Here is a 24,840-nt window from a genome sequence, read left to right on the forward strand (position 1 = left end):
GTCCGGCAGGACAGAGGGGGGTGGGCGGGAACGCGGCGCTCGTTACTGAAACGGACCATCCCCATGAACTGGGATGACGTCCGCATCTTTCTGGCGGTGGCGCGTGCCGGTCAGATCCTCGGCGCGGCCAAGCGGCTGGAGCTTAACCACGCCACCGTCTCGCGCCGCGTCGCCGCGCTCGAGGATGCGCTGCGCACGAAACTCTTTCGCCGGCTGACCACCGGCAGCGAGCTGACGCCTGCCGGCGAGCGCTTCCTTGACATCGCCGAGCGCATGGAAGGCGACATGATCGCCGCGCGCTCGACCGTGGCGGGTGAGGGTGACGATGTCTCCGGCACCGTGCGCATCGGCGCGCCCGATGGTTTCGGCGTCGCCTTCCTGGCCAAGCGCCTCGGCGCGCTGACGGCGCTTCACCGCGAACTCACCATCCAGTTGGTGCCGGTGCCGCGTTCCTTCTCGCTGTCCAGGCGCGAGGCCGACATCGCCATCACCGTCGAGCGGCCGACGGAAGGCAGGCTGGTGGCGGGAAAGCTGGTCGACTACACGCTCGGCCTTTTCGCCTCCCGTGCCTATGCCGAGGCGCACGGCCTGCCTGAGACGGCCGCCGAGCTTGGCCGGCACACGCTCATCGGCTACGTGCCGGACCTGATCGTCAGCCCCTCGCTCGACTATGCGGCCGAATTCAGCGCCGACTGGCGCACCGCCTTTGCCATCTCCTCGGCACTCGGCCAGGCCGAAGCGGTGCGCTCCGGCGCCGGCATCGGCATCCTGCACACCTTCGTCGCCCGTTCGATGCCGGAACTGGTGGCTGTCGACATCGTGGCGCCCATCCGCCGCGCCTACTGGCTGGTCTATCACGAATCGGTCAGGCCGCTGCGCCGTGTCCAGATCGTCGCGAGCTTCATCACCAAGGCGGTGGAACGGGAACGGGGATTGTTCACGTGACGGTATTCATCCGACGCGCTTGAATCTCAAAACCACTGCGCAGTTTCCGAGAAGTGTGTTGGAGCTTGATCCCAAGTCGCGCGGCAAGTTCCTCACCGCGCCCAAACGCAGGGCCTGGGTAAAGGAAGCCTCTGATCCTACCTGACATATCGCTCCGGCCCGAGGTCGCGGACATTGATGTCCGGGACCCGGCTGGAGATGATGTCGGCCAGGACCTTGGCCGAGCCGCAGGCCATGGTCCAGCCAAGCGTGCCATGGCCGGTGTTGAGATAGAGGTTGGAGTACTCGGTGCGGCCGATCAATGGCGGCCCGTCCGGTGTCATCGGCCGCAGCCCGCACCAGAACGTCGCCGACCGCATGTCGCCGCTGCCTGGAAAAAGGTCGTCGACCGAATGTTCGAGCGTGCGGCGTCGCGATTCATGCAGCCTCAGGTCGAAGCCGGAAATCTCCGCCGTGCCACCGACCCGGATGCGGTTGCCGAGCCTGGTGATCGCCACCTTGTAGGTCTCGTCCATCACCGTCGACACCGGTGCTGCGGCAGCATCCTTGATCGGCACGGTGATCGAATAGCCCTTGACCGGGTAGACCGGGATGGACCGTTTCAGCATGCGCATGAACTTGGCCGAATAGCTGCCCAACGCCATCACATAGGCGTCGGCAGCCTTCCAACCCTTGTTCGTATTGATGTAGGCGATACGATTGCGCTTACGGATGATGCGCCTGATCGACATATCGTATTCGAAGGTGACGCCGCGCGCCACGCAGAGTTCGGCCAGACGGTCGGTGAACATCTTGCAGTCGCCGGTTTCGTCGCCCGGCAGCCGCAGGCCGCCGACGAATTTCTCGCGTACCCCCGCCAGCCCCGGCTCGGCCGCGATGCAGCCGTCGGGATCGAGGATCTCGTAAGGAACGCCATATGTCTTCAGCACCTCGACATCGCCGGCTGTGCCGTCGAGCTGCTGTTGCGTGCGAAACAGCTGCAGCGTCCCCTTGGTACGCTCGTCATAGGCAATGTCGGTCGCCTCGCGCAGCGCCTTCAGCATCTCGCGGCTGTATTCGGCCAAAGGCACCATGCGCGCCTTGTTCACCGCATAGCGCTCAGCCGTGCAGTTGCGCAGCATCTTGACCAGCCATATCCACATATGCGGATCGAGAGTCGGCCGCACCGCCAGCGGACCATGCTTCATCAACAGCCATTTGATCGCCTTCAGCGGAACGCCGGGACCGGCCCAGGGCGAGGCGTAACCGGGCGAGATCTCGCCGGCATTGGCAAAGCTGGTTTCCAGCGCCGGGCCCTTCTGGCGGTCGATCACCGTCACTTCATGGCCGGCCTCGGCAAGATAATAAGCGGTGGTGACCCCAATGACGCCGCTGCCCAGCACGAAGATCTTCATCACCCGCTCCTTAAAGGTCGATCACGCAGCCGAGGGACTTGGATCGTCATCTTCTGTCTGCCGGATTTTACCCATTTCGCCAAGAGGCGTGCCGTCGGCTACGGCACTGTAGACAAGGGTAAGCTTATGCGGCCGCTGCGCGGCCATCAGATGCTTTTCCACTGCCGCTCGCCGCGCAGCCTCGGGCTGGTAAAGCACGCTGCCGATCAGGATCAATTCCCGTCTGCCGTCCGACTGCTCGACCAGCGCAGTCTGCCCCTCCGCCATGCCAAGCATGCAAAGTCCGCGTCTGGTGGTGAGTGGCAAGCTGGAGCCGACCGGCCCACGTATCTCGCTCTCCACCAGGGTTCGCGTCTCCGCTGGCCCGGCATCAACATGGAAGACCACCCTGCTGTTCAGCGTTACGACATCGGGACCAACCGAACCGATCGGAATAATGTCGGCTTGCGAAAGCTTGCGTTCAAGCATCGGCACGATCGGGTCGGCGAATGCCCGCCGACGTGCCAGCATCAGTTCGAGCACCGAGAAATCCTTGGTTGTCAGGCGACAGTTCATGCTTGTCATCACCGCCTCCGCGATCAAGGCCGTTGGCCGGATGGCGACGCTTCGACAGCGTCGATGGTCACCGACAATTCCCTACCGTCGCGGCTCTTCCAGCTTATCGCCTGGCCGACGGCCGCGCCGATGAGCGCCGTTCCCAGCGGCGTCAGCACCGATATCTTGTTTTCAGCAATGTCGGCATCGCCGGGATAGACCAACGTGATGTGCTGCATGCTCCCGCCATCGCTGCGGATGGTCACCGCCGAGCCCATCCGCACCACGTCGGCCGGCATTGCCGCAGCCGCTGTAATTGTGGCCCGATCCATTTCCATGAGCAGCTCTTCGGCCGTGACCGGCGCGCGGTCGATAAAAGCTCTCGCCAGACCGGTCAGCCTGTCATGATCCGCGTCACTGACCAGAAGCAGGCCTTGCGGACGCAGCTTTGTTTCATGTTGCATGGCAAACCTCATGAAATTGGCGCATCGAACGAATGCACGCTGCCACCGCGTCAACGGCAGCTTGATGAGAAGCCGACAGATGCGAGGACCTGCCCGGCTCGATGATGATGTCAGATGTGTAGATGCCCCGGTTCAGACGGTCGCCAAAGGCGGCCGCGCCGGGGCTACGCTCCCGCGATCGGGCAGACCCTGAAACAGGTTCTGATATGGGCGAGGTTGCTCATGCACGAAGCGTTGCCGAGAAGCCCTCGCTTGTCAAGCGCGGCGAAACGGCTCAACCGCCGACATAGCGCCGGTGAAAGCGGTGTCCGAGGCTGGTCAGGATTTCGTAGCCGATGGTGCCGGCATGGCCCGCCGCCTGGTCCACCGTCTGCGACGGCCCGATCAGTTCGACGAGATCGCCTGCCTTCAGCCTGTCTGGCGGCAGCGCCGAAATGTCGAGAACGATCGAGTCCATCGACACGCGGCCGAGGAAGGGCAGTCGCACGTTTTCGAACCAGGCGGCCGAGGCAGCGCGTCGATGCCAGCCATCGGCATAGCCAAGCGAGATCGTTGCGGCGACCAGCGGGTCGGTCACCTGAAAAACATGGCCATAGCCGACACCGGCTCCCTCATCGAGGCTGCGCGTCTGGATGACCTTTGCTCGCAGCCGTACCACCGGCAGCATCGGGTTCGGTTCGGCCGGCGTCGGATTGATGCCGTAGAGCGCCGCACCGGGACGGGCGAGATCGTAATGAAAGGGCTGCCCAAGAAAGATGCCGGAGGAATTGGCAAGCGAGGCCGGCGCCTTCGGCAGCATCTCACGCAGCCGCTCGAATTCCAGCCGCTGCTGCTCGTTGGCCGGATGCTCGGGCTCGTCGGCGCGAGCCAGATGGCTCATCACGAAGGTGACGTCGATACCGTCGAAAGCCTGCGGATCGGCGGTGACGGCTCCCACTTCCGCCGCCGCCATGCCGAGCCGCGACATGCCGCTGTCGACCTGGATTGCAGCCTTGAGCTTGCGGCCGGCCCGCAACGCCGCCGCGCGCCAGGCGGCGAGTTGGCCGGCGCTGTTTATGACCGCGCCCAGTTCCGCTTCGACGGCTTCGTCTTCCGCGCCCGGGTGAAGGCCGTTCAGCACATAGATCGCCGGCCGTGAGCCGAGCGCCTGGCGCAGCAAGACACCCTCGGCCAGATGCGCGACGAAAAAAATGGCGCAGCCTTCGGCGGCCAGCGCCGCCGCCACCTGGGCCCCGCCGAGCCCGTAGCCATCGGCCTTGACGACACCCGCGCAGTTGACGCCGCCCAGTCGCGCCTTGAGCCGCCGGTAATTTTCACGGACGGCGCCGAGATCGACGGTCAATATGGCGCCGGCCGCCGCTTCGCTGATCAGCGCGCCCCTGGCGGCGACCCTTTCAGAAAGAGATTTTTTGGAGGCGTCGTTCATACCGACCCCCTTCTTCAGTGATTGGCCATCAATAGGGCCACGGCGCTGGCGCGGCAACCGTGATCGGTGCGACCGCTGCTTGCACCAGGCTACGCAACCAGATGCCGGAACGCCGCAACCACGTCCTCGTAGACCTGACGTTTGAACGGCACGATCAGATCGGGCAATTCCTGCATCGGTCGCCAGGCCCATTTGTCGAACTCGGCGGTATGGCCGCCCGGCGGCGGATTGATCTCGATCTCGCTCGTGTCGCCGTGAAAGCGGAAGGCAAACCATTTTTGCGTCTGGCCGCGGTACCTGCCCTTGAAGGCGACGCCGACCAGGTCGGCCGGCAGGTCGTAATTGATCCAGTACGGCGCTTCGGCCAGAAGCGAGACCGAGCGCATGCCGGTCTCTTCATACAGCTCCCGCTCCGCCGCCTGCAGCGGCTCTTCGCCCTTGTCGATACCGCCCTGCGGCATCTGCCAGAGCTGGGTCGCGCCGGCGAATTCGCTGTCCGGCTCGGCAATGCGATGCCCGACCCAGACCAACCCGTCTGCGTTGAGGATCATCAGCCCGACGCAGGGGCGGTAAGGCAGCGTTTCGGGATCGACCGGTTTTTTCTTCGCCATGCTCAACCTTTTTCCGGATCCGTCGCCACCGCCGAGATCGGCACGATCTCGACACCGCGCTTCTTGGCCTCGATCACCCAGGACGACACGGTGTCGACCGTCAGGTCGAAGGCCGAGCCGATGCCGACGGCAAAGCCCTTCGCCCGCGCGGTGGCCTCCAGCTCGTCCAGCTTCTTCAATATGGCGCCGCGGTCCTGTACGGCGTCGATCGACGTGTCGCCGGCAACGAAGGGCACGCCGTCCTTGAGCGCCAGGTCGGACGCGAGGCTGCGCGCCGACGAACCGTCGTCGACATAGGCCAGGCCGCGCCTCCCGAGCTCGCCCATCAGCGGCCCCATCGCTGCCGCATCTGCCGAAAAACGCGCGCCCATATAGTTCATGATGCCGGTGTAGTTGGTCGTCCGCGATAGCGCCCAGCGTAAGTTCTTCAAATTCTCGTCCGGCGTCGCCGCGACCGTCAATGTGTTGCGGCCGGGGTTGACGTTCGGATAGTCGAACGGTTCGAGCGGCACCTGCATGACGATCTCATGGCCTCTCTGCCGCGCCGCCTGCATCCAGCGGCCAATGCTGTTGCCCTGCGGCGCGAAGCCCAGCGTCACTTCGGCCGGCAGCTTGGCGATGGCCGCCTGTGTGCCGGTCTGCGACACGGCAAGCCCGCCGATGACGATCGCCACGCGCGCGCCGCGCGCGCCGGACCACGGCCGCGCATAGACATCGAACGGCCGTCGGCCGTCGGCGGCGCGAACCGGCAACGGGCCGGTCTCGCTGGTCTCGACCAGCGCCCTGTCGGGAATGTGTGCGATCCTCAGGTTCTGGCCGATCGTCGAAGGGTCGTGGATGACGATGGCCGCCCTGGGCGGACCACCGCCCTCTTCGGTTGGCATATGGATGATCTGCGGCCCACTTGCCTTGGACTCGCTTGTGTTGGACTCGCCCGTCTTGGACTCGCTTGTGTTGGGCGCGGCTTCCGCCTTCGGTGCCGGCTCAGTGGCCGGCGCTGCGGGTTCGACCACCGCCGTCACCTTCGGCGTCGAAACGGCGACTTCTTCCGGCTTTCGAAACGGCTTTTCGCGCAACGCGATCGCGCCGGAGACACCGATCACGGCCAGCACCAGGAGAGTGGCCGCTACCGCACCGGCGCTGATCCTGCGGGCCGCGCGCGGCGGCCGGACGGCCTGTCCGAGCGGGCGTTCGATGTCCTTGCCGATATCAGCCAAGCCGCATCCCCGGGCGCATCACGGCTGAAAAGTGCGACCACTTTTCGCAAAGATTCATGCGCAATCCAAAACTGTTGGCACGTCCCTGGGGACGCACGGCACCCCAGCCGCGGCTCCCCCGAATCAAACTGCCGGAACCTCGCGGCCCCGGCAGCATCGCATCGCTTTGATCAGGCGGCCAGACCTGTTTGCCCGGCCGATCGGCTTACTGGTTCAAGACCGCTTTGTCCGGATTCGGCGGGAACGCCGGATCGGTCTTCTCGCCGCGCAACAGCTGCTCGGCAAAGATGAGCTGCAGGTCGTCCTTCGGCTCCGGCGGCACATAGGCTGCCGAGCCCGAACCGGTGTCCCCCTCGTCGGTGCCCTTGATGTGGCCCTTGAGGTCCGACTCACCGCGCGTCAGGTCCCTGCCCTGCAGTTCCGGCGGCAACGGCTGGTCGACCTTGATGTCGGGCGTGATGCCCTTGCCCTGGATCGACTTGCCGGACGGCGTGTAATAGAGCGCCGTCGTCAGGCGCAGCGCACCGTTCTCGCCGAGCGGGACGATGGTCTGCACCGACCCCTTGCCGAAGGACTGCGTACCGACCACCGTGGCGCGACGCAGATCCTGCAGCGCGCCGGCGACGATTTCGGACGCACTGGCCGAACCGCCATTGACGAGCACGACCAGCGGCTTGCCGTCGATGTCGTCGCCGGGCCGTGCGTCGAAGCGGGTGACATCCTTCGGATCGCGGCCGCGCGTCGAGACGATCTCGCCGCGGTTGAGGAAGGCGTCGGAGACGCTCACCGCCTGGTCGAGCAACCCGCCCGGATTGAGGCGCAGATCGAGCACATAGCCCTTGAGCTTGTCGTTCGGCACCTGCTTCTTGATGGTGTCGATGGCGCTCTCGAGGTCGTCAAGGGTCTTTTCGGTGAAGGAGGTGATCTTCATGTAGCCGATGTCGTCATCGACCCGGATCTTGACCGCCTTGACCTTGATGATGGCGCGCACCACCGTCAGCTCGATTGGCTTGTCGGCGCCTTCGCGCAGGATAGTGAGCTTGATCGGCGTGTTCACCAGCCCGCGCATCTTCTCGACCGCGTCGTTGAGACTCAGGCCGCGGACCTCCTCGCCGTCGATCTTGGCAATATAGTCGCCGGCAAGCACACCCGCCTTGGCGGCCGGCGTATCGTCGATTGGCGTGATCACCTTGACCAGGTCGTTCTCCATGGTGACCTCGATGCCGAGGCCGCCGAACTCGCCCTTGGTCTGCACGCGCATGTCCTGCGCCTCTTCGGCGTTCATGTACGAGGAGTGCGGGTCGAGCGAGGTAAGCATGCCGTTGATGGCGTTTTCGACCAGCGACTTGTCGTCGGGCGGCGTCACATATTGCGCCCGCACCCGCTCGAAGATATCACCGAAGATCGCCAGCTGCTTGTAGGTCTCGGAGCCCGCAGCGTTCGCCGTCGAGCCGGGCGCACCATAGACCAGGCTCATCGCGGATGCGCCCATCAGCGCACCGGCAAACAGAAGCGACAATTTCCGCATCATCTCACGTCCTTCCAGAAAAACGGTCCGCCCACCATGGGGCCGGATCGACGGGTTTTCCATCCTTGCGGAACTCAACATAGAGTTCCGGCGTGGCATTTCCATTCTTCGATGCCGAGGTGCTAGCCACCCGGGCCTCTCCCATCGCGCCGATCGGCTCTCCTGCGAGCACCGACTGACCAGACGCGACGCTGATTCTGCTCATCCCCGCCAGAACGACATGATAGCCGTCACCCGCGTTCAGGATCAAGAGTTGACCATAGGAGCGAAAAGGTCCCGCATAAAGCACATTTCCGTCCGCCGGCGCGGTGACGATGGCTCCCGATTGTGTCGCAACCATGTCGCCGAGCATCACTGCGCCGTTACCGTTGTTGGCCCCGAACCGCCGCTTGATCTTGCCGATGACCGGCAGCGCGATCTGCCCCTGAAGTGCCGAAAACGGCGCGGCGGCGGTGAGCCGGTTGGCTTCCGGCACCGGCAGGGCCGCCAGTTCCGTCTGTGCCGAGGCCTTGTCCTGTGCCGGGGCCCCGTCCTGTGCCGGTACCTTGTCGGCGTCCGCGGTCTTCTGCTCGGCTGCCTTCGCCGCGTCCGCTGCCTTGCGGACCTTGTCGGCCTCGAGCGAGGCGATCAATTCCTTCAGGCTGCCGGCCTTGGCAGCAAGTGCTGCGGATCGCTGCTTTTCCGCGGCCAGCGCCGCTTCCGTCTCGGCCTCGAGCTTCTGCTTGGCTTCGAGCAGCATGCTGAGCCGCTTCTTTTCCGCCGTCTGCTCACTGACCGCCGCCGTCAGCCGCGCCCGCTCCGCCTCGATCGAGGCCGTCACCCGCGACTGCTCCTTGAGATCCGCCAGCAATATGGCGGTCTGCTGACGCAGTTCCGGCACCACCGCGCCGAGCAGGATGGCGCTGCGCACCGACGACAGCGCGTCCTCCGGCTTGACCAGGATGGCCGGCGGCGGATTGAGCCCCATGCGCTGCAGCGCAGCCAGCACCTCCGCCAGAACGTCGCGTCTGGCGGCAAGCGAAGCGCGGATTTTCTGCTCCTCGCCCTTCAGCCCTTCCAGCCTGGCGCCAATATCCTCGATGTCCTGGCCGAGCTTCTGCTCGGTCATCGCCGACTGGATCAGCGCCGCGGTGATCGAGGCATGGTCCTTTTTGACCGTCGCCATATCGGCGGCGAGCTTGGCCAGCCGCTCCGACGACAGCGTGATCTCCTTCGATACCCGTTCGTATTCGGCACGGCTCTGGTCCGGGTCAGGCGCCATGTCGAGCCTGTCCTGCCCCCGCGCGACACCGAGCGACAGCACGAGCGCCGCCGCTGCCAAGCCGCAGCGTGCGCGCCAAAAGCCCGTTCGCGATTTCCAACCTTCAGACATTGAAGCCGACTCTATGCGTGGCTTCGTTAACGAACAATCAACCATGTTCGAGAGCCCGCCGACCGCAAGCAATCTCGTAACGCATTGAGGCGAAAATCCGGGCGGTTCGCGCCAATCCACCGGTTTCGGTTGGAACCTGCAAGGACTCACGAGCGATGATAGGGATGGCCGGACAGTATCGTGGCCGCCCGGTATAGCTGCTCGCCCAACATGACACGGACCAACTGGTGCGGCCATGTCAGCGCGCCGAACGACACCATCAGATCGGCCTGATCGCGCAGCGGCTGGTCGTGGCCGTCAGCGCCACCGATGGCGATAACCAGCGCCTTGCGCCCGCCGTCGCGCCAAAGACCGATACGGCCTGCGAATTCCTCGGAGGAGAGGTTCTTGCCGCGCTCGTCGAGCAGCATCAGCGCGGTGCCCGGCTGCAAATGCGTCTGCAGTTTCTGGCCTTCCTCGCGCCGGCGCTCGCTGGCGCTCTGGGCGCGACCCTCTGCAGTCTCGGCAATGCCGGCGAATTCGAGCCCGATTGCCGGGCCGCTCTTGGCGAAGCGCTCGAAATAGCGGTCCGCGAGCTGCTTCTCGGGGCCGGTTTTCATTCGGCCCACGGCATGAACGGTAATCTTCATCCCTACCTCAAAGAGCCGCTAATGCATGTCGCCAAAGAAACCTGCCCTCGAACCTGACCCGGAGTGGTCACGGTTTTGAGACTACGACATGCATCAAAACAATTCGGCTCAGTGCAGGGTCTCTTCCTCGAGGTCCGGCGCTTGCCACATCTTTTCGAGATTGTAGAAGTCGCGGACTTCGGGACGGAAGACATGGACGATAACGTCGCCTGAATCGATCAGGACCCAGTCGGCGCCAGCCAGCCCCTCGACGCGCGCCGTGCCGAGGCCGGCATCCTTGAGCGCCTTGAGGAGATGATCGGCAACAGCCGAGACATGACGGTGCGATCGGCCGGACGCGATGACCATATAGTCACCGAGGCTCGATTTTCCCTGAATGTCGATTGAGACGATGTTTTCCGCCTTGGAGTCTTCCAGACTGGCAAGGACTGTCTTGATGGCGCGGGACACGGCGTCATTTACGCTGATCCCGGCCGGCGAAGGCACGATATCGGCCTTCTTCCGTAGTGCTGTTCTCAGTGTATTTCCTTTCGCAGCAAGAACAACCAAATCACCCTTTAAAGCAGGTGACACCCTTAGATAGGCAGAGTTGCGTTGCAGTTTCAAGACGGCAGCCCTTGCTATCGCCGAATGACCGGCCCCGTCGCCCGGTTCCGCCGCCGGAGAAAAATCGGAACTCTTCGCACTTCGCATGGTTATCAGCTCAGCGACCCCATTGGATCTCCCTCATGCCTAGCGACCCTCAGAACGCTCTTCTCACCGTGCAGTCCGGCCTTGCGCAGCTCAGTACCCTGATCGTCTCCTACTCGTTCTCGGCCGTCGGTGCCGTCATCCTGCTGGTCGTCGGCTATATCGTCGCCGGCCTCGCCCAGCGCTCGATCTATGCCGGCCTCGGCCATATCCATGGCTTCGACGTGACGCTGCGCCACTTCTTCTCGAGGATCGCCCGCTACGCCATCCTGATCCTCGTCGTCATCATGGTGCTCGGCCAGTTCGGCGTGCAGACGGCCTCGATCATTGCCGCCATCGGCGCCATCGGCCTGGCCATCGGCCTCGCACTGCAGGGTACGCTGCAGAACATCGCCGCCGGTATCATGCTGCTGGCGCTGCGGCCATTCCGCATCGGCGAACATGTCGAGGTCGGCGCCATCGCCGGGACCATCGAGGAAATCGGGCTGTTCGCCACCACGCTGAGAACGGTTGACGGCGTCTACATCCTCGCCCCCAATTCGACGCTGTGGAACCAACCTGTCCGCAACTTTACGCGTAACGGTGCCCGCCGCGGCGACATCACGCTGACCATCGGCTCGTGGAATGATATCGATCTCGCGCAAAAGACCATGCTTGGCGTCGCCGCCACCGAGCGACGCATCAGGCGGGAGCCGGCGCCGATTGCATTTGTGGCGACCGTCGGCGACAGCAACGTCGCCATCACATTGCGCTACTGGACCTCGGCTGCGGATTTCTTCGCCACCCAGATCGATCTCACCAAACGCGCCAAGCAGGCGTTCGACAGCGAAGGCATTTCGATTCCCGCGCCGCCGCCGGAAACGTCACGGCCGGAACCGTCCGACACAAGGCAATAGCAAAAGGAGATGTCGTCCAATTGGATGGGCGGCGCTCTAATCGTCGGTGCGCCCGCGCTGCTCTTCCGACGGAAAGGCAAGATCGACCGGCAGCGGCGCCTGCGCCGTCATCGGCGCGAAATTGCCGGTCTCGGCGGCGGGAACGGGCGACATCGCCACCACACGCCACAGCACGAACAGGCAAAAAACAGCGGCAATGACGATGGCAACATAGATGAAGGCCTGTGTTCCATAGACGGCGGAAAGCCCGGTCACGATGCCGGGCACGATGAAGCCGGACAGCGACCAAGCAAACAGAAGCGAACTGGATAACGCCACCATGTCGTCCTTGCCTGAGCGGTCGGCGGCATGTGCGCTGGCCAGCGAATAGATCGATTCCGACGCGCCGTCCCAGACCACATAGATGACGACCAGCGCCTCCAGCGCGCCACCGTCGAAGCCGAGGGCGAACAGGCCCGCCGCCAGGGCAAGCGCCGAGGCGGCGACCAGCACAAAGCGCCGGTCGGTGCGGTCGGAAATCCAGCCGAGCGGGATCTGCAGGATCAACGTGCCGACCGGCATCGCCGACAGCAGCAGCGCCACATCCGCCTGGCTGTAGCCCTTGGCCGTGGCATGGATCGGCGCGAAGCCCGAAATCGTCATCGACAGGCCGCCAACGGCAACCATGCCGGCGACGCCCACCGGCGAAATCCGCCAGGCCCGGCCAAGCGCGACCGACGCCGCCTGCGGCGGCGGCGGCTGGGCGAGCCGCGTCAGTCCCACGGGCAGGATCGACAGCGCGGTGAAGGCGATGCCGATCAGCGGCGCGTCCGCAGCCCTTATGTCGATCAGCGCCAGTGTGGAGTAGCCGACGCCGAGCCCGGCGACATAGGCGACATAGAAGAAGGCCATGACCCTGCCGCGTATGGCGTTGGCGACGACGTCGTTCAGCCAGCTCTGCGCGACGATGAACAGGCCGCATATGGCAAAGCCATAGAGTGCGCGTGCAGCGATCCAAGACAGCGGGTGCGGGCCGGCCCCGACGGCGGCGTTGGACAGCACGATCAACGCCGACAGCACCATGAACGCGCGAGCATGGCCGACGCGCCGTACCAGCGGTCCGGTCAGGATGCAGCCTGCCAGGCCGCCGGCCGAAAGGCCTGTGACGATCAGTCCTGCCCAGGTCGGATCGAAACCCTCGGCGCCGAGCCGGACCGGAATGTAGGCGAACATCAGCCCGTTGCCGACTGCGACCAGCGCCATCGACAGCACGAGGCTGGCGATCGCGATCGCCGGCGGCGACGGGCTGCGCTGCCCTGGGTCGCGTTTTGTCTGATTTCGCTCGAGAATCGTCATGCCTGCACAGGATCGCCCACGGATCGGAGAAAAGCCGCCGCAAATGCGACATGGGCGGGCAGGTCCGCGCAGGCTCAGCCGTTCGCCATCTTGCGGATCGCACTCGACGACAGCGACGAGCGCGGCCCGTGGATGAAGGTCCAGGCCGGCGCTTTCATGCGGGCGAGCCGCGGCGCGTCGCCCTCGTCGACGCGCGCGTAATCGAAGGTCTTGGCAACGACCGACGACAGGAACGACAGCGTAGCACCCGGGCGGTCAATCACCGCGATCGGAAATGTCATCACGATCTGGCGCCAGCGCTGCCAGTGGTGGAAATCGCGCAAGGAATCGGCGCCCATGATCCAGACGAAGTCGACGCCGGGATTGCGCGCCTTGACCAGCGCCAGCGTGTCGGCGGTGAAGCGGACATGATGGGCCGCCTCGAAGGCAGTGACCTTGACCTTCGGGTTCCTGGCGATCCGCTCCGACAGGCGCAGCCGCTCGGCCAGCGGCGCCAGTTCCCGCGCGCTCTTGAGCGGATTGCCCGGCGTCACCATCCACCACAACTGATCGAGCGCCAGCCGTCTGAGTGCGATCTCCGCGACCAGCGCATGACCGGCATGGGCCGGATTGAACGAGCCGCCGAACAGGCCGACGGCCAAGCCCTTTTCGGCATGCGGCATGTGAAGATAGCGAGGGGGGACGGGATGTTCGGAAGGGGATAGCATCGTGTTAAGCACCCCCCTCTGTCCTGCCGGACATCTCCCCCGCAAGGGGGGAGATCGGCGGCTTCGTCCTTGGCGCCCTTACTGCGATGCCGGAGATTGGCGAAAGTCCATGCGACATCCGATCTCCCCCCTTGCGGGGGAGATGTCCGGCAGGACAGAGGGGGGTGGCTGGGCGCAAAGCTTCAGGCTCTTTGGACGAAAGACTTCAAGGCCTCACCTGTCCCGCCCCGCGCACGCGGTACTTGAACGAGGTCAGTTGCTCGACGCCGACCGGGCCGCGCGCATGCATTTTGCCGGTGGCGATGCCGATCTCGGCGCCCATGCCGAATTCGCCGCCATCCGCGAATTGGGTCGAGGCATTGTGCAGAAGGATCGCCGAATCGATCTCGTTGAAGAATTTTTCGACGGCACTCGCATCCTCGGCGATGATCGCCTCGGTGTGGTGCGAGGAGAACGTCTCGATATGCTCGATCGCATCGGCAACACCATCGACGAGCTTCACCGCGATGACGGCATCGAGATATTCGGTCACCCAGTCGGCATCGGTCGCAGGCTGGGCGTCGGCAAACACCTTCAGCACCTCGGCGTCGGCGTGGATTGTGCATCCTGCCGCGCGCAATGCTTCGAGGATCGGCGCGAGATGGGTGGCGGCAACAGCGCGGTCGACCAGCAGCGTCTCGGCCGCGCCGCAGACGCCGGTGCGCCGCATCTTGGCGTTGACCGCGATCCTGACCGCCATGTCGAGGTCAGCCGAGCGGTCGATATAGAGATGGCAGATGCCTTCGAGATGAGCGAAGACCGGCACCCGCGCCTCGTTCTGGACGCGTTCGACCAGATTCTTGCCGCCGCGCGGAATGATCACGTCGATATTGCCGGAAAGCCCTTTCAGCATCTCGCCGACGGCGGCGCGGTCGGCGGTCGGCACCAGCTGGATGGCATCCTCAGGCAGATTGGCCGTCTTCAGCCCCTCGACCAGGCAGGCATGGATCGCGGCCGACGAATTGAGCGAATCCGAGCCGCCGCGCAGGATCACCGGATTGCCGGCCTTGAGGCAGAGTGCGCCTGCATCGGCCGTCACGTTCGGCCGGCTCTCGTAGATGACGCCGATGACGCCGAGCGGCGTGCGCACCCGCTCGATGTGCAAGCCGTTCGGCCGGTCCCACTCAGCGATAACGTCGCCGACCGGATCGCGCAGTTCGGCGATTTCGCGGATGCCGTCGGCCATGGCCCGGATGCGGGCGGGATTGAGCTTCAGCCTGTCCATGAAGGAGGCGGAAAGCCCTGATTCCTCGCCATTCGAGATGTCGACGGCATTGGCGTCGAGAATATCCTGTTCTCGAGCGATAATCGCCTCTGCCATGGCGACCAGCGCCGCGTTCTTGATGGCGGTCGTGGCGATGGCCAGCGGTCGGGCGGCGGCACGAGCGCGGCGGCCAATATCGGCCATCGTTGCCGCGGTGTCTTCCCGGGATTTTTCATGCAGCTTCAGCATGGCTCATCCTCCGCTGGTTACCTGGTCACCGGCCCGTACTTGGTCACCGGCCCGTACTTGGTCACTGGCATGGCTCACCACAAGGTCGTCGCGGTGGATCATTGCCGACCGCGCTTCGTAGCCAAGCACCGTTTCGATCTCGGCAGTCTTCAAGCCAGCGATCCTTACGGCATCGGCGGCATCATAGGCAACAAGTCCGCGCGCGACCTCGCGACCCTCGGGCGACAGGATCGCCACCGTGTCGCCGCGCGAGAAATTGCCACTGACCAGCTTGACGCCGGCCGGCAGCAGCGACTTGCCTGACAGCAGCGCGTTGATGGCGCCGGCGTCGACGGTCAGCCGGCCGGCTGGTTCGAGCTGCCCGGCGATCCACGTCTTGTAGCCTTTGACCGGATTGGCGCTCGGCCGGAAGAAAGTTGCCCGCTCGCCACGCTCGATCGCCATCAGCGGCGACAGTCTCGTGCCTGATGTTATGATCATGGCGGTGCCGGCGGCGGTGGCGATCTTGCCGGCGTCCAGCTTGGTGCGCATGCCGCCGCGTGAAAGCTCCGAAGCGGCCGCGCCCGCCATCGCCTCGATGTCTGGGGTGATACGGTCGACGACCGGAATGAACCGGGCTTGCGGATCGCGCGCCGGCGGCGCCGTGTAGAGCCCGTCAATGTCGGAGAGCAGCACCAGCAGGTCGGCGCCCATCATGGTGGCGACGCGGGCCGCCAGCCGGTCGTTGTCGCCATAGCGGATTTCGGAGGTCGCCACCGTGTCGTTCTCATTGATGACCGGCACCGCCTTCATCTTCAGCAGAGTCGAGATCGTCGCGCGTGCATTGAGATAGCGGCGGCGCTCTTCGGTGTCGCCGAGCGTCAGCAGGATCTGGCCCGATTTCAGGCCGCCCTTGCCAAGCGCATCCGACCAGGCGCCGGCCAGCGCGATCTGCCCGACGGCGGCCGCCGCCTGGCTGTCCTCGAGCTTCAGCGCCCTTTTTCCCAGGCCGAGAATGGTGCGGCCAAGCGCAATGGCGCCGGAGGACACGACAAGGATTTCAGCGCCGCCGTCGGCCAGTACAGCGATGTCGTCGGCAAGCGAGGCCAGCCAGTCGCGCTTCAGGCCCGTCGTGCGGTCGACAAGCAGCGCCGAGCCGATCTTGACGGTGATGCGCCGGTATTTTCTCAGCGACTGCGCGGCCATTGCTATCTCCAGCGCGTCTCGACCGGAGTGGCGACAGCTTCGCGTGCCTCGGCCACAACCGTCATCAGCGCGCGCAGAACCGCCTCGACTCCCTCGCCGGTGACGGCGGACAAAAGCATCGGCGCGCGGCCGGCGGCGCGTTTCAGCGAGGCCACCTTCTTCTTGCGCTGATCGGCATCGAGAATGTCGACCTGGGAAAGCGCAACGATCTCGACCTTCTCGATCAGCCCTTGGCCATAGGCGTCGAGTTCGGCGCGCACCGTCTTGTAGGCTTTCCCCGGATTTTCCTCTTGCGCGGAGACGAGGTGCAGAAGGACACGCGTGCGTTCGACATGGCCGAGGAAACGGTCGCCGATGCCAACCCCTTCATGCGCGCCTTCGATCAGGCCTGGAATATCGGCGATGACGAACTCGCGCCCGTCGATGCGGGCCACACCGAGGCCCGGATGCAGCGTGGTGAAGGGATAATCGGCGATCTTCGGCTTGGCTGCGGTCACGGCGGCCAGAAAAGTCGACTTGCCGGCATTGGGCAGGCCGACCAGGCCGGCATCGGCGATCAGTTTGAGCCTGAGCCAGATGTTGAGCTCTTCGCCCGGCAGGCCCGGATTGGCACGGCGCGGCGCCTGGTTGGTCGAAGTCTTGAAATGCTGATTGCCGAAGCCGCCATTGCCGCCCTTGGCCAAAAGGAAACGTTGGCCGACCACGGTAAGGTCGCAGATAAGCGTCTCGTTGTCCTCGGCGAAGACCTGCGTTCCCACCGGCACTTTCAGCGTCACGTCGGCGCCCTTGGCGCCAGTCATGTTGCGGCCCATGCCGTGCGTGCCGGTCTTGGCCTTGAAATGCTGCTGATATCGATAGTCGATCAGCGTGTTCAGCCCGTCGACCGCCTCCACCCAGACATCGCCGCCGCGACCGCCGTCGCCGCCGTCGGGACCGCCGAACTCGATGAACTTTTCGCGCCGGAACGACACCGAACCGGCGCCGCCGTCGCCGGAACGGATGTAAACCTTGGCTTGATCGAGAAATTTCATCGGATTGTTGAGTTTCTGCTATGGCTTTGGGGGACTGCTCTAAACCAAGGTGGGGCAAAGGGCGAGGCCGTTTTGCGACTGCGGCGTCGTGCATCCCTTTTGGACGTGCAAAGATGCGAATTTCGGATTCGCCGCACCAGATCCGGAGACATGTCGGAATGCAGCTTGCAACCTACAACATCCACTACGGCATTGGTCTCGACGGCCGCTACGATGTCGGCCGCATCGCCGATGCCGTGCGCGGCGCCGATGTGATCGCGCTGCAGGAGGTCTCCCGCAACAATCCCAACAATGGCGGCCGCGACATGGTGGCCGAGCTCGGCGAGGCGCTGCCCGAATACTTTGCCGTCTACGGCAGCAATTTCGAGGCCAATGTCGGCTCGCGCCTGGAAAACGGCCGCGCCATCACGACCACCTTCCAGCTCGGCAACATGGTGCTGTCGAAAACACCCGTTCATCTGTCGCGCAATCTCCTCCTGCCGCGCAGCCGCAGTTTCGACGTGATGAATTTCCAGCGCGGCGCGCTGGAGGCGCTGATCGAGACGCCGCTTGGTTTCATCCGCTTCTATTCCACCCATCTCGACCATCGCAGCCCGGTCGAACGCTTGAACCAGATCCGGTTTCTGCGCCGGCGCCTGCTGAACTATGCGATCGAGGGCGGCGCGCTGTCGGGCGTCGCCGAGGTCGGCCTGCCGGACCTGCCTTGTCCCGAAGCCTTCGTCGTCATGGGCGACTTCAACATGCTGGCCGGATCGCCGGAATATGTCGAACTCGCCGGCAGCCCGGATCACGAATTCGGCATGCCTGTGACCGCCGACCTTGCCATTGATGCCGCCACGCGCCTTGCCGCCACAGGCGCCGATCTCGTCACCTGGGTCGACCCCAAGCGGCCTGACGACGCCAGCCGCCACAAGCGCATCGACTATGTCTTTACCAGTGCCTCGCTCGCCAAATCGCTGAAGCGCCTGTGGGTCGACCGGCAAGCGGTCGGCTCGGACCACGTGCCGGTCTGGGTCGAGATGGCCTGATCGGCGCCGCGGCCGGCAACACTACAGCGCCGCGCGCCCTTTTGGACGCGCAAAGGACGCTGTAGCACTTTGATTTTGCGCATGATCCCCAACGAAAATCGAATCCGATTTTCGGGGTCATGCGCTAAAAATGCACCCAGTTCCGCAGGCTCGTCCAGGTCTTGCGATCGAGACGGTAGCGCTCGACGGGCACCTGGCCGGCGACGATCGAGTTCAGCATGCCCTGGCCGGCGTACTGGAAGCCGCATTTGTGGATGACCCGGCGCGAAGCCGGATTGATGACCCGCGTCGAGGCATGCAGCACCTGGATTGCCGTCTTCTGGAACGCGAGGTCGACCAGCGCGTGCGCGGCCTCCGTCGCATAGCCGCGCTTCCAGTAGGGCTCGCCGATCCAGTAGCCGAGTTCGAGCCCGCGATCAGTGGTGTTGAGGCCGGCGCAGCCGACGAAGGTTTCGGTACCGGCCAGCGTCAACGCATAGGCAATCCCGGCCCGGCGCGATGCCGTCATCGCAAGGAAGGCGCGTGCCTCGGCCTCGCCATAGGGGTGTGGCATGCGGGCCAGCATTTCGGCGACATGGCGGTTGTCGGCGAGCGTCACCAGTTGCTCGATATCGCTTTCGCGCGGCGCCCGCAGGACCAGCCGCTCGGTCGCGAGCACCGGGCAATCTATCGCGTAACTTTCACCGTCTGTGTCTTCCGCTTCGGCAACCATGTCAGTCCTCCAGGCACAAAGAAAAGGGGAGATGGAAACCCATCTCCCCTGATCCTTTTCCTGGCTTGGCCAGACACCGGTCCCGAGATGGGGTGCCGGTGTTCTCGTACGGAACCGGCTACTCCGCTGCCTTCGTCATCGGGTTCACCGATACGTAGGTTCGGCCATTGGCTTTTTTGTTGAAGGTCACTGCGCCAGCTTCGAGTGCAAACAGCGTGTGATCCGTGCCAATGCCGACATTGACGCCCGGATGCCATTGCGTGCCGCGCTGACGAATAATGATGTTGCCCGGAATCACGGCCTCGCCGCCGAACTTCTTCACGCCGAGCCGCTTGGAATGGGAGTCGCGACCATTGCGCGACGAACCGCCAGCTTTCTTGTGTGCCATCTAACTACTCCGATGCGCCGCGAGGGCGCCTAAAAGGTCTTATGAACGCGTTCGCGTTCCGTTTCAAGTCCGATCCGGCGACGATCGCGCCGGTTCGCTTTACTTCTTCGCCAGTTCCTTGGCCTGCTCGCGCCAGTCCGTGATCTGGTCGGCGCTGAACGGCATATGCTCGTCGATCTTGGCGATATCCTTGTCGGACAGCTTGGCGATCTGGGCGAAGGTCGTGATGCCCTGTTCGTTCAACTGGCCGGCCGCAACCGGGCCGATGCCCTTGATCACGGTCAGATCGTCCGGCTCGCCCTTCGGCGCCTTGAACAGTGGAGCGGCGGTTTCGGTTGCCTTGGCTTCGGCTTCCTTCTTCGGTGCAGCCTCTGCCTTGGCTTCCTTCTTCGGAGCGGCCTCGGCCTTCGCCTCGGTCTTTGCAGCAACCTCGGCCTTCGCTTCGGTCTTGGCGGCGGCCTTCTTCGCCGGCTTGGCGCCACCCAGCAGGATCTCGGCGATCCGCACGGTGGTCAAAAGCTGGCGATGGCCGATCTTGCGGCGCGAATTCTGCCGGCGGCGCTTCTTGAAGGCGATGACCGTGCGGTTCTTGCCCTGTTCGACGACTTCGGCGGTGACCATCGCGCCGTCGACGAACGGCGCGCCAAACGTCACATTCTCGCCCTCGCCATGCGCGAGCACATGGCCGATCTCGACGATATCGCCGACCTGGCCTTCGACTTTTTCGATCTTCAGGAGATCGTTGGCGGCGACGCGATACTGCTTGCCGCCCGTTTTGATGACTGCGAACATTTTTTGCCTTTCGCTGTTCGGTCGGCCTCGATGAACCGCGTCTGGCGGTTCGGCCGTCTTTTTGTCAGTCTGCGGGTTCAAAAAACAAGCGGCGCGGAAGAACCCTCCACGCCGATTGCGCGCTGTCCCTAACCGAAGGTTCGGCGCAAGTCAAGGCAAACGGCCAGCGGGCAAGCCACGAACGTACTTCAGGCCACGCGCGACAACATCGAGAGCTGTGCAGCAAGCCTGACAAGAAGCCGGATCGAGGATAGATTTGGCCTTGTAACCTGCCCGTCCAGCCGTTATCTAGTGCGCCGCGCCGGCAACGGCGGACCATGACCGCGGAGAGGTGGCAGAGTGGTCGAATGCACCGCACTCGAAATGCGGCATGGGTGCAAGCCCATCGGGGGTTCGAATCCCTCCCTCTCCGCCAAAGCTGCCCGATAAACATAGGAAATCGCTGGTTAATTATTGAACTGTTGGGGCGTTCCCCACTGCGTTCCCCATTTAGTGGTGATGTGCGGCCGAACTGTTCCCGACCGCACATCGGACTCTTACACCGACCCGTCGAATTGGGGTTCCCATTCCTCTATCAAGTCGAAAATCGGGCGGAAGTCGAGGTATCGCTCGTCCAGTCTGCGTCCCAGCTCGGCCTCACCAGCGTCAAATATTGCGGCGACCATCGCCTCAAGACTGACTACGCCGAACGGCAACACGTCAGCGCCCGACGGACTCAAATGCCGTTTGTAGGCCTCTATGGTTGCCGCCATCTCATGATTGAGCGAGGGGGATACCACTACGAACGTTCCGCGCGCGAAGTGAGGCCGCTCGTGAACCATCGTGTAACAAAGTGTATGCTCAGCGAAGAACTGGCGCAGTGGGGCCTGGTGAAGTGAGCCGTCGTCCGGATCGATGAAGAGGTTCGACCGGCGCGCTACCTCCAAGTGTCTATCCTTTACCGGAGTTGATGTGCCGGGTCGGCATTCCGAGTATTTGACCTCAACACCCAGGAAGCCGGATTTGCCATCTTCGCCGGTGTACGCGATGAGCACGTCGAGGGCTGTATAGTCGCCGATGTACGCCTGGTCCCCTCGCCCTGGCGAAGTCTCGAAGTAGACCCCGTCAACCTGCTTGGCCTTGACGCCAAAGGCCGTTCTCAGAACCTTTTTGGCCAAGGCCAAGTCGAGCTTCATCGGGCCGAACAGATTGAAGACGAGCGCCGAACTGCTGAGTAGGTTTTCCAAAGCTCTGGCTTCATCGATGAGGGCGCCGCGCTCACGATAAGCCATTTCACGGCGCACCAGTTTGGCGATGTCGGGCCGGAGATAGTTGACGCCGGCTCTAGCAGCAGAGGTGTGGAGGCGGCTCCCGAGTACGCGGGGAACTGCGTCCGCTCGCGCATAACTACCGACATCGAAGCCCTTTCGCTCACGCCAAACGGCTTGGAGCAAGCGCGCGCATGATTGGAAACGTGTGTCCAAGGGCTCGTGAACGTCGAAGCGCTCAAGGACGTCGCGAGGTGGAATGGGGAGGCCCGGCTGCTGGTAAGGGAGCATTTCGTATCCTTTTTGCCACATGACGAAAAGGATACGCGGCTCTAAGGCACAAATTCACAGATGTCGGTTATCTACCCCCCAGGCTGAACCCTATATCTCACGCACCGGCCTTCGGTGCGTGAGATATAGGAGACCGGCGTGTCAGCCAAAACCAAGGCCAGCAAATTAAATGACAGTCCCCCGCCTGCCGAGTGGGCGGAACTGCGGGGTGGCCCCGATAACCTATACATTCCATTCAGCGGCATGCCAATCAGGTCCAAAGGCAGCCGCTACATATCAGCCGCTGAATTCTTCCGGCTTTACGACGCTGTGCAATTGGCCAACTCGTACGGTTGGCTGATGAACGCCGAACTTACGATTAGCTTTGGCGGATCGGACGCCCGTAGCCAAAACGCCTTTCGGCTGTTTCTGGCACGCTATCGCGCCTGGTGCGACTATCAACAAGTCCCCTGTGTTTACGTCTACGTTTGGGAGCGGCCACCTAACACACGGCTCCACGCCCATCTTCAATTGCACATACCCGATAACGCCCAAGGCAAAGCCGCGGTTTGGACTCCCCAAACACTTGAGCTAGCTGACCCAACCAACCGCGAATGCCTAGTGGTCGACAAGAAACTGGTCGTTCGGAAATCCGCCAACGTTGTCAGCCAGTGGGCGTGGTTCCGTTACATAACCAAGGGCATAGACCCCAGGATTGGTTGGCAAGGCGACGTGGGGGTTGAGAATTATCAATTTGCCCGTCGGTTCGGGATAAGGGGCGTTGCGCAAGGAATAATTCCGTTCAAGCGAACCGGCCGCTCTCTGCAAATTTCCGACCGCGCTCAGCGGCTTGCCATCATTCGAGGTGAGTTCCACCCAGTCGGGGCTATGGATGGGAATTCGACGTTTGAGGAAACCTGGTCAGACTATTGGTATCGGCAATTCCAACTCCGCAAGGAGCGGGCAACTCCCTCTGCGACACCTAGGCTGTTTTAGGTCTTACAGCTTGTCTGCGTTTTCCTGCTCGATCAGGAAAACGCAGACATCCGCGCCATAGAAGGCAGACCGGTTTGCGTAAAGCAATGAAATCTGAGCTCAAAATTCGATGTCAATGGTATGCGCCGGGTTCCGGCGTTTACCGGTCTTCTTCTCCAGAAATTTGATGAACTCCTCAACGCCCTTGCCTGGCTCTCTCGGCTGTCCGTCAACATAAAAGGTTCCCGTGCTCGGGTAGAAGTTCGCGTCTCCAACTTTCAAGTGATTAGGGCCGCATTGCACGACCCTCCGACCGATCTGGCTAGCCCAGTTTTCGAGTGCGCGCCTCGCCTCCGCTATTCGGTCATTGATGGGGTGATCTGACGATGACATGGGCACCTTTCCATTAGGCGGATTCCGCCATTTGCCATAGAGTTCGTTATTGATAGAGAAGATGAGAGAGATGGCGATTCAGTTGGTGCTGTCTTCTAATAATGGTCCGTTTGCTCGACCCTGATAACCGGCTGCCGAAACCCGTGGGTCCATCCCCTTCGCCTTGCTTTCGCTTTCCAGAGCGGCAAGCCAAGCCACAGCGCTCGACCACAGCACGAGCCGGCGTTTGCCGATCTTTACAGACCCAAGGCGACCGGCGTTGATCTCCCGGTAGACGAGCGTTCGTCCAATCGAGGCCCATCGACAAAATTGGTCGATTGTCATGGCGCCAAGCTGCGCTGAGTGTACATGTTCTGACATACGTTGCTCCCATCTGGTGGCTTCCCGAGGCCATAGGGAGTTGATGAATGCTCTGCGAACACGGCGCCTTGCCAGAGGGTGCGCTGTGCCCATTCTAGGCCAAAGAACAGTCAGTCTCTGGGAAGTAAGATGCGAATTGAAGACAACTTACACCGGGCGAAACCCCGCGTCCGCGAGCTCGTGAATTGGGCAGGAACGTCGCTTAGTGCTTGCGAAGGCGTCTTGCCACACCGAAGGCCGTGACCCGTTCACCACACGCCATCTTTTTCTCCGCCAAGTGTAAATTCGCCGACGCTTCAAACGTATACATATGAGCGAGCGATCTCGCCGCAACTTGGTACAGGGATTGCCTGGTCGGTCCCCCGTGAAAACCCCGCGTGGCAATGAGCAGTTCGAATGAATGACCCCGACTCCCTTGCTAGCCAGATCGGCATTTTCTGGTTTGTAAGATGGAAGGCCGACCTTCGGCTTTTGGCGGCGTCCTGCCCAGTCAGCGACGGGGAACCATACGGTGACATGATGACCTATGGCACCGGGCACTACACCACATGGAATAGGTGGCGGCGATCCAAAACGGCGCGCCTCGAACGCGTCATCTCGAACACCTTCGAATATGAGGAATGGCCGCGAGGGCGCGTTTCCTTTGACACTAAGAGGAATGGACCTCTTCTACTTTGCGACTCAAAGATAATGAAAGGCGGTTCCATCGGGCTCGTTTTATCAAGATTCAATATATCATTTCACGATGTGACGATGGATACAGACCCTCACTACAAGAGCACCCAGAACATCGAAGATGCTTAAGCTACGGGTCGGCGCAAAATGGGCTCAAAATCAGCCGGGCGGTGGGCTGTGGGAGGCGGGAATGCCGAGCACGGCCCCTGGGACCCAGGACGCGGAAACGAGCCCTGAGGGGCTCTAATTTCTCCACACGCGGACAGCCGTTATTCCGGGGTGATCTCTACAAAAGGCTGAAACCCTAGGTGTGATGATCCGCCCTTGAGGTAGTCGCCGTACCAGGCTTCACATGGCGGTTCATCCATTAGCTTGCCATTGTCGTCAACCCTCAGGCCGCTCTCCTCTGACGCGTATTGGGCGTCAAAAAGGCGAGGATTCGCCTTGTACGTTTTGGCGAGAAACCTTTTCCCGGCCGGCGTCAGTGTCGTATCCCTCCGGTGAATGCCGCCTTGTAGGCTGAGGGCGAACGTCGGAAGTCCTA

At 63.1% G+C, this 24,840-nt stretch carries 25 protein-coding genes and 1 tRNA gene; 5 read left to right on the top strand and 21 right to left on the bottom strand.

Annotated elements, in window-relative coordinates; translation table 11 throughout:
• Positions 1-63 precede the first annotated feature (63 nt).
• Positions 64-945 (top strand): LysR family transcriptional regulator, encoded by an 882-nt coding sequence (locus tag E5X88_RS31150; protein WP_292167987.1) that lies wholly within the window; start codon positions 64-66, stop codon positions 943-945.
• A gap of 137 nt (positions 946-1,082) precedes the next feature.
• On the opposite strand, the gene E5X88_RS31155 is transcribed toward E5X88_RS31150, so the two are convergent.
• From E5X88_RS31155 to rsfS, 10 genes are all read right to left on the bottom strand, one after another.
• Positions 1,083-2,339 carry a D-amino acid dehydrogenase gene (locus E5X88_RS31155; protein WP_292167989.1) on the bottom strand — a complete coding sequence of 419 codons (1,257 nt, stop codon included), beginning with the start codon at positions 2,337-2,339 and terminating at the stop codon, positions 1,083-1,085.
• A 21-nt stretch (positions 2,340-2,360) separates the two neighbouring features.
• Positions 2,361-2,903: a nucleoside-diphosphate kinase gene (locus E5X88_RS31160; protein WP_292167991.1), complete on the bottom strand. Its 543-nt coding sequence runs from the start codon at positions 2,901-2,903 to the stop codon at positions 2,361-2,363.
• 14 nt (positions 2,904-2,917) lie between these two features.
• Positions 2,918-3,337, bottom strand: a complete 420-nt coding sequence (gene rnk / locus E5X88_RS31165) for a nucleoside diphosphate kinase regulator (RefSeq protein ID WP_292167993.1) — start codon at positions 3,335-3,337, stop codon at positions 2,918-2,920.
• Positions 3,338-3,611: 274 nt separating this feature from the next.
• A complete protein-coding gene (gene alr, locus E5X88_RS31170) occupies positions 3,612-4,763 on the bottom strand; it encodes an alanine racemase (RefSeq protein ID WP_292167995.1) in 1,152 nt (383 codons plus the stop codon).
• Between the two features lie 89 nt (positions 4,764-4,852).
• Complete coding sequence (locus E5X88_RS31175) at positions 4,853-5,374, bottom strand: RNA pyrophosphohydrolase (protein ID WP_292167996.1); 522 nt, start codon at positions 5,372-5,374, stop codon at positions 4,853-4,855.
• Between the two features lie 2 nt (positions 5,375-5,376).
• The gene (locus tag E5X88_RS31180; RefSeq protein WP_292167998.1) at positions 5,377-6,591 is read right to left on the bottom strand and encodes a divergent polysaccharide deacetylase family protein; all 1,215 of its coding nucleotides are present in this window, start codon (positions 6,589-6,591) and stop codon (positions 5,377-5,379) included.
• Positions 6,592-6,796: 205 nt separating this feature from the next.
• A complete protein-coding gene (locus E5X88_RS31185) occupies positions 6,797-8,122 on the bottom strand; it encodes a S41 family peptidase (protein ID WP_292168000.1) in 1,326 nt (441 codons plus the stop codon).
• Between the two features lies 1 nt (position 8,123).
• Positions 8,124-9,491 carry a murein hydrolase activator EnvC gene (locus tag E5X88_RS31190; protein ID WP_292168002.1) on the bottom strand — a complete coding sequence of 456 codons (1,368 nt, stop codon included), beginning with the start codon at positions 9,489-9,491 and terminating at the stop codon, positions 8,124-8,126.
• Positions 9,492-9,637: 146 nt separating this feature from the next.
• Positions 9,638-10,120: a 23S rRNA (pseudouridine(1915)-N(3))-methyltransferase RlmH gene (gene rlmH, locus E5X88_RS31195; protein ID WP_292168004.1), complete on the bottom strand. Its 483-nt coding sequence runs from the start codon at positions 10,118-10,120 to the stop codon at positions 9,638-9,640.
• 108 nt (positions 10,121-10,228) lie between these two features.
• Positions 10,229-10,606, bottom strand: coding sequence for a ribosome silencing factor (gene rsfS, locus E5X88_RS31200; RefSeq protein ID WP_292168005.1), 378 nt, complete (start codon positions 10,604-10,606; stop codon positions 10,229-10,231).
• A 242-nt stretch (positions 10,607-10,848) separates the two neighbouring features.
• Here rsfS and E5X88_RS31205 point away from each other — a divergent pair, with 242 nt between their 5' ends.
• Positions 10,849-11,706 carry a mechanosensitive ion channel family protein gene (locus E5X88_RS31205; RefSeq protein WP_292168007.1) on the top strand — a complete coding sequence of 286 codons (858 nt, stop codon included), beginning with the start codon at positions 10,849-10,851 and terminating at the stop codon, positions 11,704-11,706.
• A 36-nt stretch (positions 11,707-11,742) separates the two neighbouring features.
• Here E5X88_RS31205 and E5X88_RS31210 read toward each other — a convergent pair whose 3' ends face one another.
• The 5 genes from E5X88_RS31210 to obgE form a co-directional block, all read right to left on the bottom strand.
• Positions 11,743-13,041, bottom strand: a complete 1,299-nt coding sequence (locus E5X88_RS31210) for an MFS transporter (RefSeq protein WP_292168009.1) — start codon at positions 13,039-13,041, stop codon at positions 11,743-11,745.
• Between the two features lie 74 nt (positions 13,042-13,115).
• Complete coding sequence (locus E5X88_RS31215; RefSeq protein WP_292168011.1) at positions 13,116-13,703, bottom strand: nicotinate-nucleotide adenylyltransferase; 588 nt, start codon at positions 13,701-13,703, stop codon at positions 13,116-13,118.
• 250 nt (positions 13,704-13,953) lie between these two features.
• Complete coding sequence (locus E5X88_RS31220; RefSeq protein ID WP_292168013.1) at positions 13,954-15,240, bottom strand: glutamate-5-semialdehyde dehydrogenase; 1,287 nt, start codon at positions 15,238-15,240, stop codon at positions 13,954-13,956.
• A gap of 3 nt (positions 15,241-15,243) precedes the next feature.
• Complete coding sequence (gene proB / locus E5X88_RS31225) at positions 15,244-16,425, bottom strand: glutamate 5-kinase (protein WP_292168015.1); 1,182 nt, start codon at positions 16,423-16,425, stop codon at positions 15,244-15,246.
• Between the two features lie 2 nt (positions 16,426-16,427).
• Positions 16,428-17,456, bottom strand: a complete 1,029-nt coding sequence (gene obgE / locus E5X88_RS31230; protein WP_292168017.1) for a GTPase ObgE — start codon at positions 17,454-17,456, stop codon at positions 16,428-16,430.
• A gap of 158 nt (positions 17,457-17,614) precedes the next feature.
• On the opposite strand from obgE, the gene E5X88_RS31235 reads away from it, so the two are divergent.
• On the top strand, positions 17,615-18,484 hold the full coding sequence (locus E5X88_RS31235) for an endonuclease/exonuclease/phosphatase family protein (protein WP_292168018.1): 870 nt from the start codon (positions 17,615-17,617) through the stop codon (positions 18,482-18,484).
• Positions 18,485-18,608: 124 nt separating this feature from the next.
• Here the strand turns inward: E5X88_RS31235 and E5X88_RS31240 are convergent, their stop codons facing one another.
• From E5X88_RS31240 to E5X88_RS31250, 3 genes are all read right to left on the bottom strand, one after another.
• Positions 18,609-19,196, bottom strand: coding sequence for a GNAT family protein (locus tag E5X88_RS31240; RefSeq protein WP_292168020.1), 588 nt, complete (start codon positions 19,194-19,196; stop codon positions 18,609-18,611).
• Positions 19,197-19,314: 118 nt separating this feature from the next.
• On the bottom strand, positions 19,315-19,584 hold the full coding sequence (gene rpmA / locus E5X88_RS31245) for a 50S ribosomal protein L27 (RefSeq protein ID WP_145722825.1): 270 nt from the start codon (positions 19,582-19,584) through the stop codon (positions 19,315-19,317).
• A 99-nt stretch (positions 19,585-19,683) separates the two neighbouring features.
• Complete coding sequence (locus E5X88_RS31250; protein WP_292168024.1) at positions 19,684-20,376, bottom strand: 50S ribosomal protein L21; 693 nt, start codon at positions 20,374-20,376, stop codon at positions 19,684-19,686.
• A gap of 325 nt (positions 20,377-20,701) precedes the next feature.
• On the opposite strand from E5X88_RS31250, the gene E5X88_RS31255 reads away from it, so the two are divergent.
• Positions 20,702-20,791 (top strand) — tRNA-Ser (locus E5X88_RS31255).
• A gap of 121 nt (positions 20,792-20,912) precedes the next feature.
• On the opposite strand, the gene E5X88_RS31260 is transcribed toward E5X88_RS31255, so the two are convergent.
• Positions 20,913-21,935 carry a hypothetical protein gene (locus E5X88_RS31260; RefSeq protein ID WP_366929980.1) on the bottom strand — a complete coding sequence of 341 codons (1,023 nt, stop codon included), beginning with the start codon at positions 21,933-21,935 and terminating at the stop codon, positions 20,913-20,915.
• Positions 21,936-22,052: 117 nt separating this feature from the next.
• On the opposite strand from E5X88_RS31260, the gene E5X88_RS31265 reads away from it, so the two are divergent.
• Positions 22,053-22,889: a hypothetical protein gene (locus E5X88_RS31265; RefSeq protein WP_292168027.1), complete on the top strand. Its 837-nt coding sequence runs from the start codon at positions 22,053-22,055 to the stop codon at positions 22,887-22,889.
• Between the two features lie 450 nt (positions 22,890-23,339).
• Here the strand turns inward: E5X88_RS31265 and E5X88_RS31270 are convergent, their stop codons facing one another.
• Both E5X88_RS31270 and E5X88_RS31275 read right to left on the bottom strand, forming a co-directional pair.
• A complete protein-coding gene (locus E5X88_RS31270) occupies positions 23,340-23,621 on the bottom strand; it encodes a hypothetical protein (RefSeq protein ID WP_292168029.1) in 282 nt (93 codons plus the stop codon).
• A gap of 944 nt (positions 23,622-24,565) precedes the next feature.
• Positions 24,566-24,840: hypothetical protein (locus E5X88_RS31275; RefSeq protein ID WP_292168031.1), on the bottom strand; the 275-nt coding region annotated here is incomplete at its 5' end.

The organism is Mesorhizobium sp. (assembly GCF_004962245.1).
Classification (GTDB): Bacteria; Pseudomonadota; Alphaproteobacteria; order Rhizobiales; family Rhizobiaceae; genus Mesorhizobium.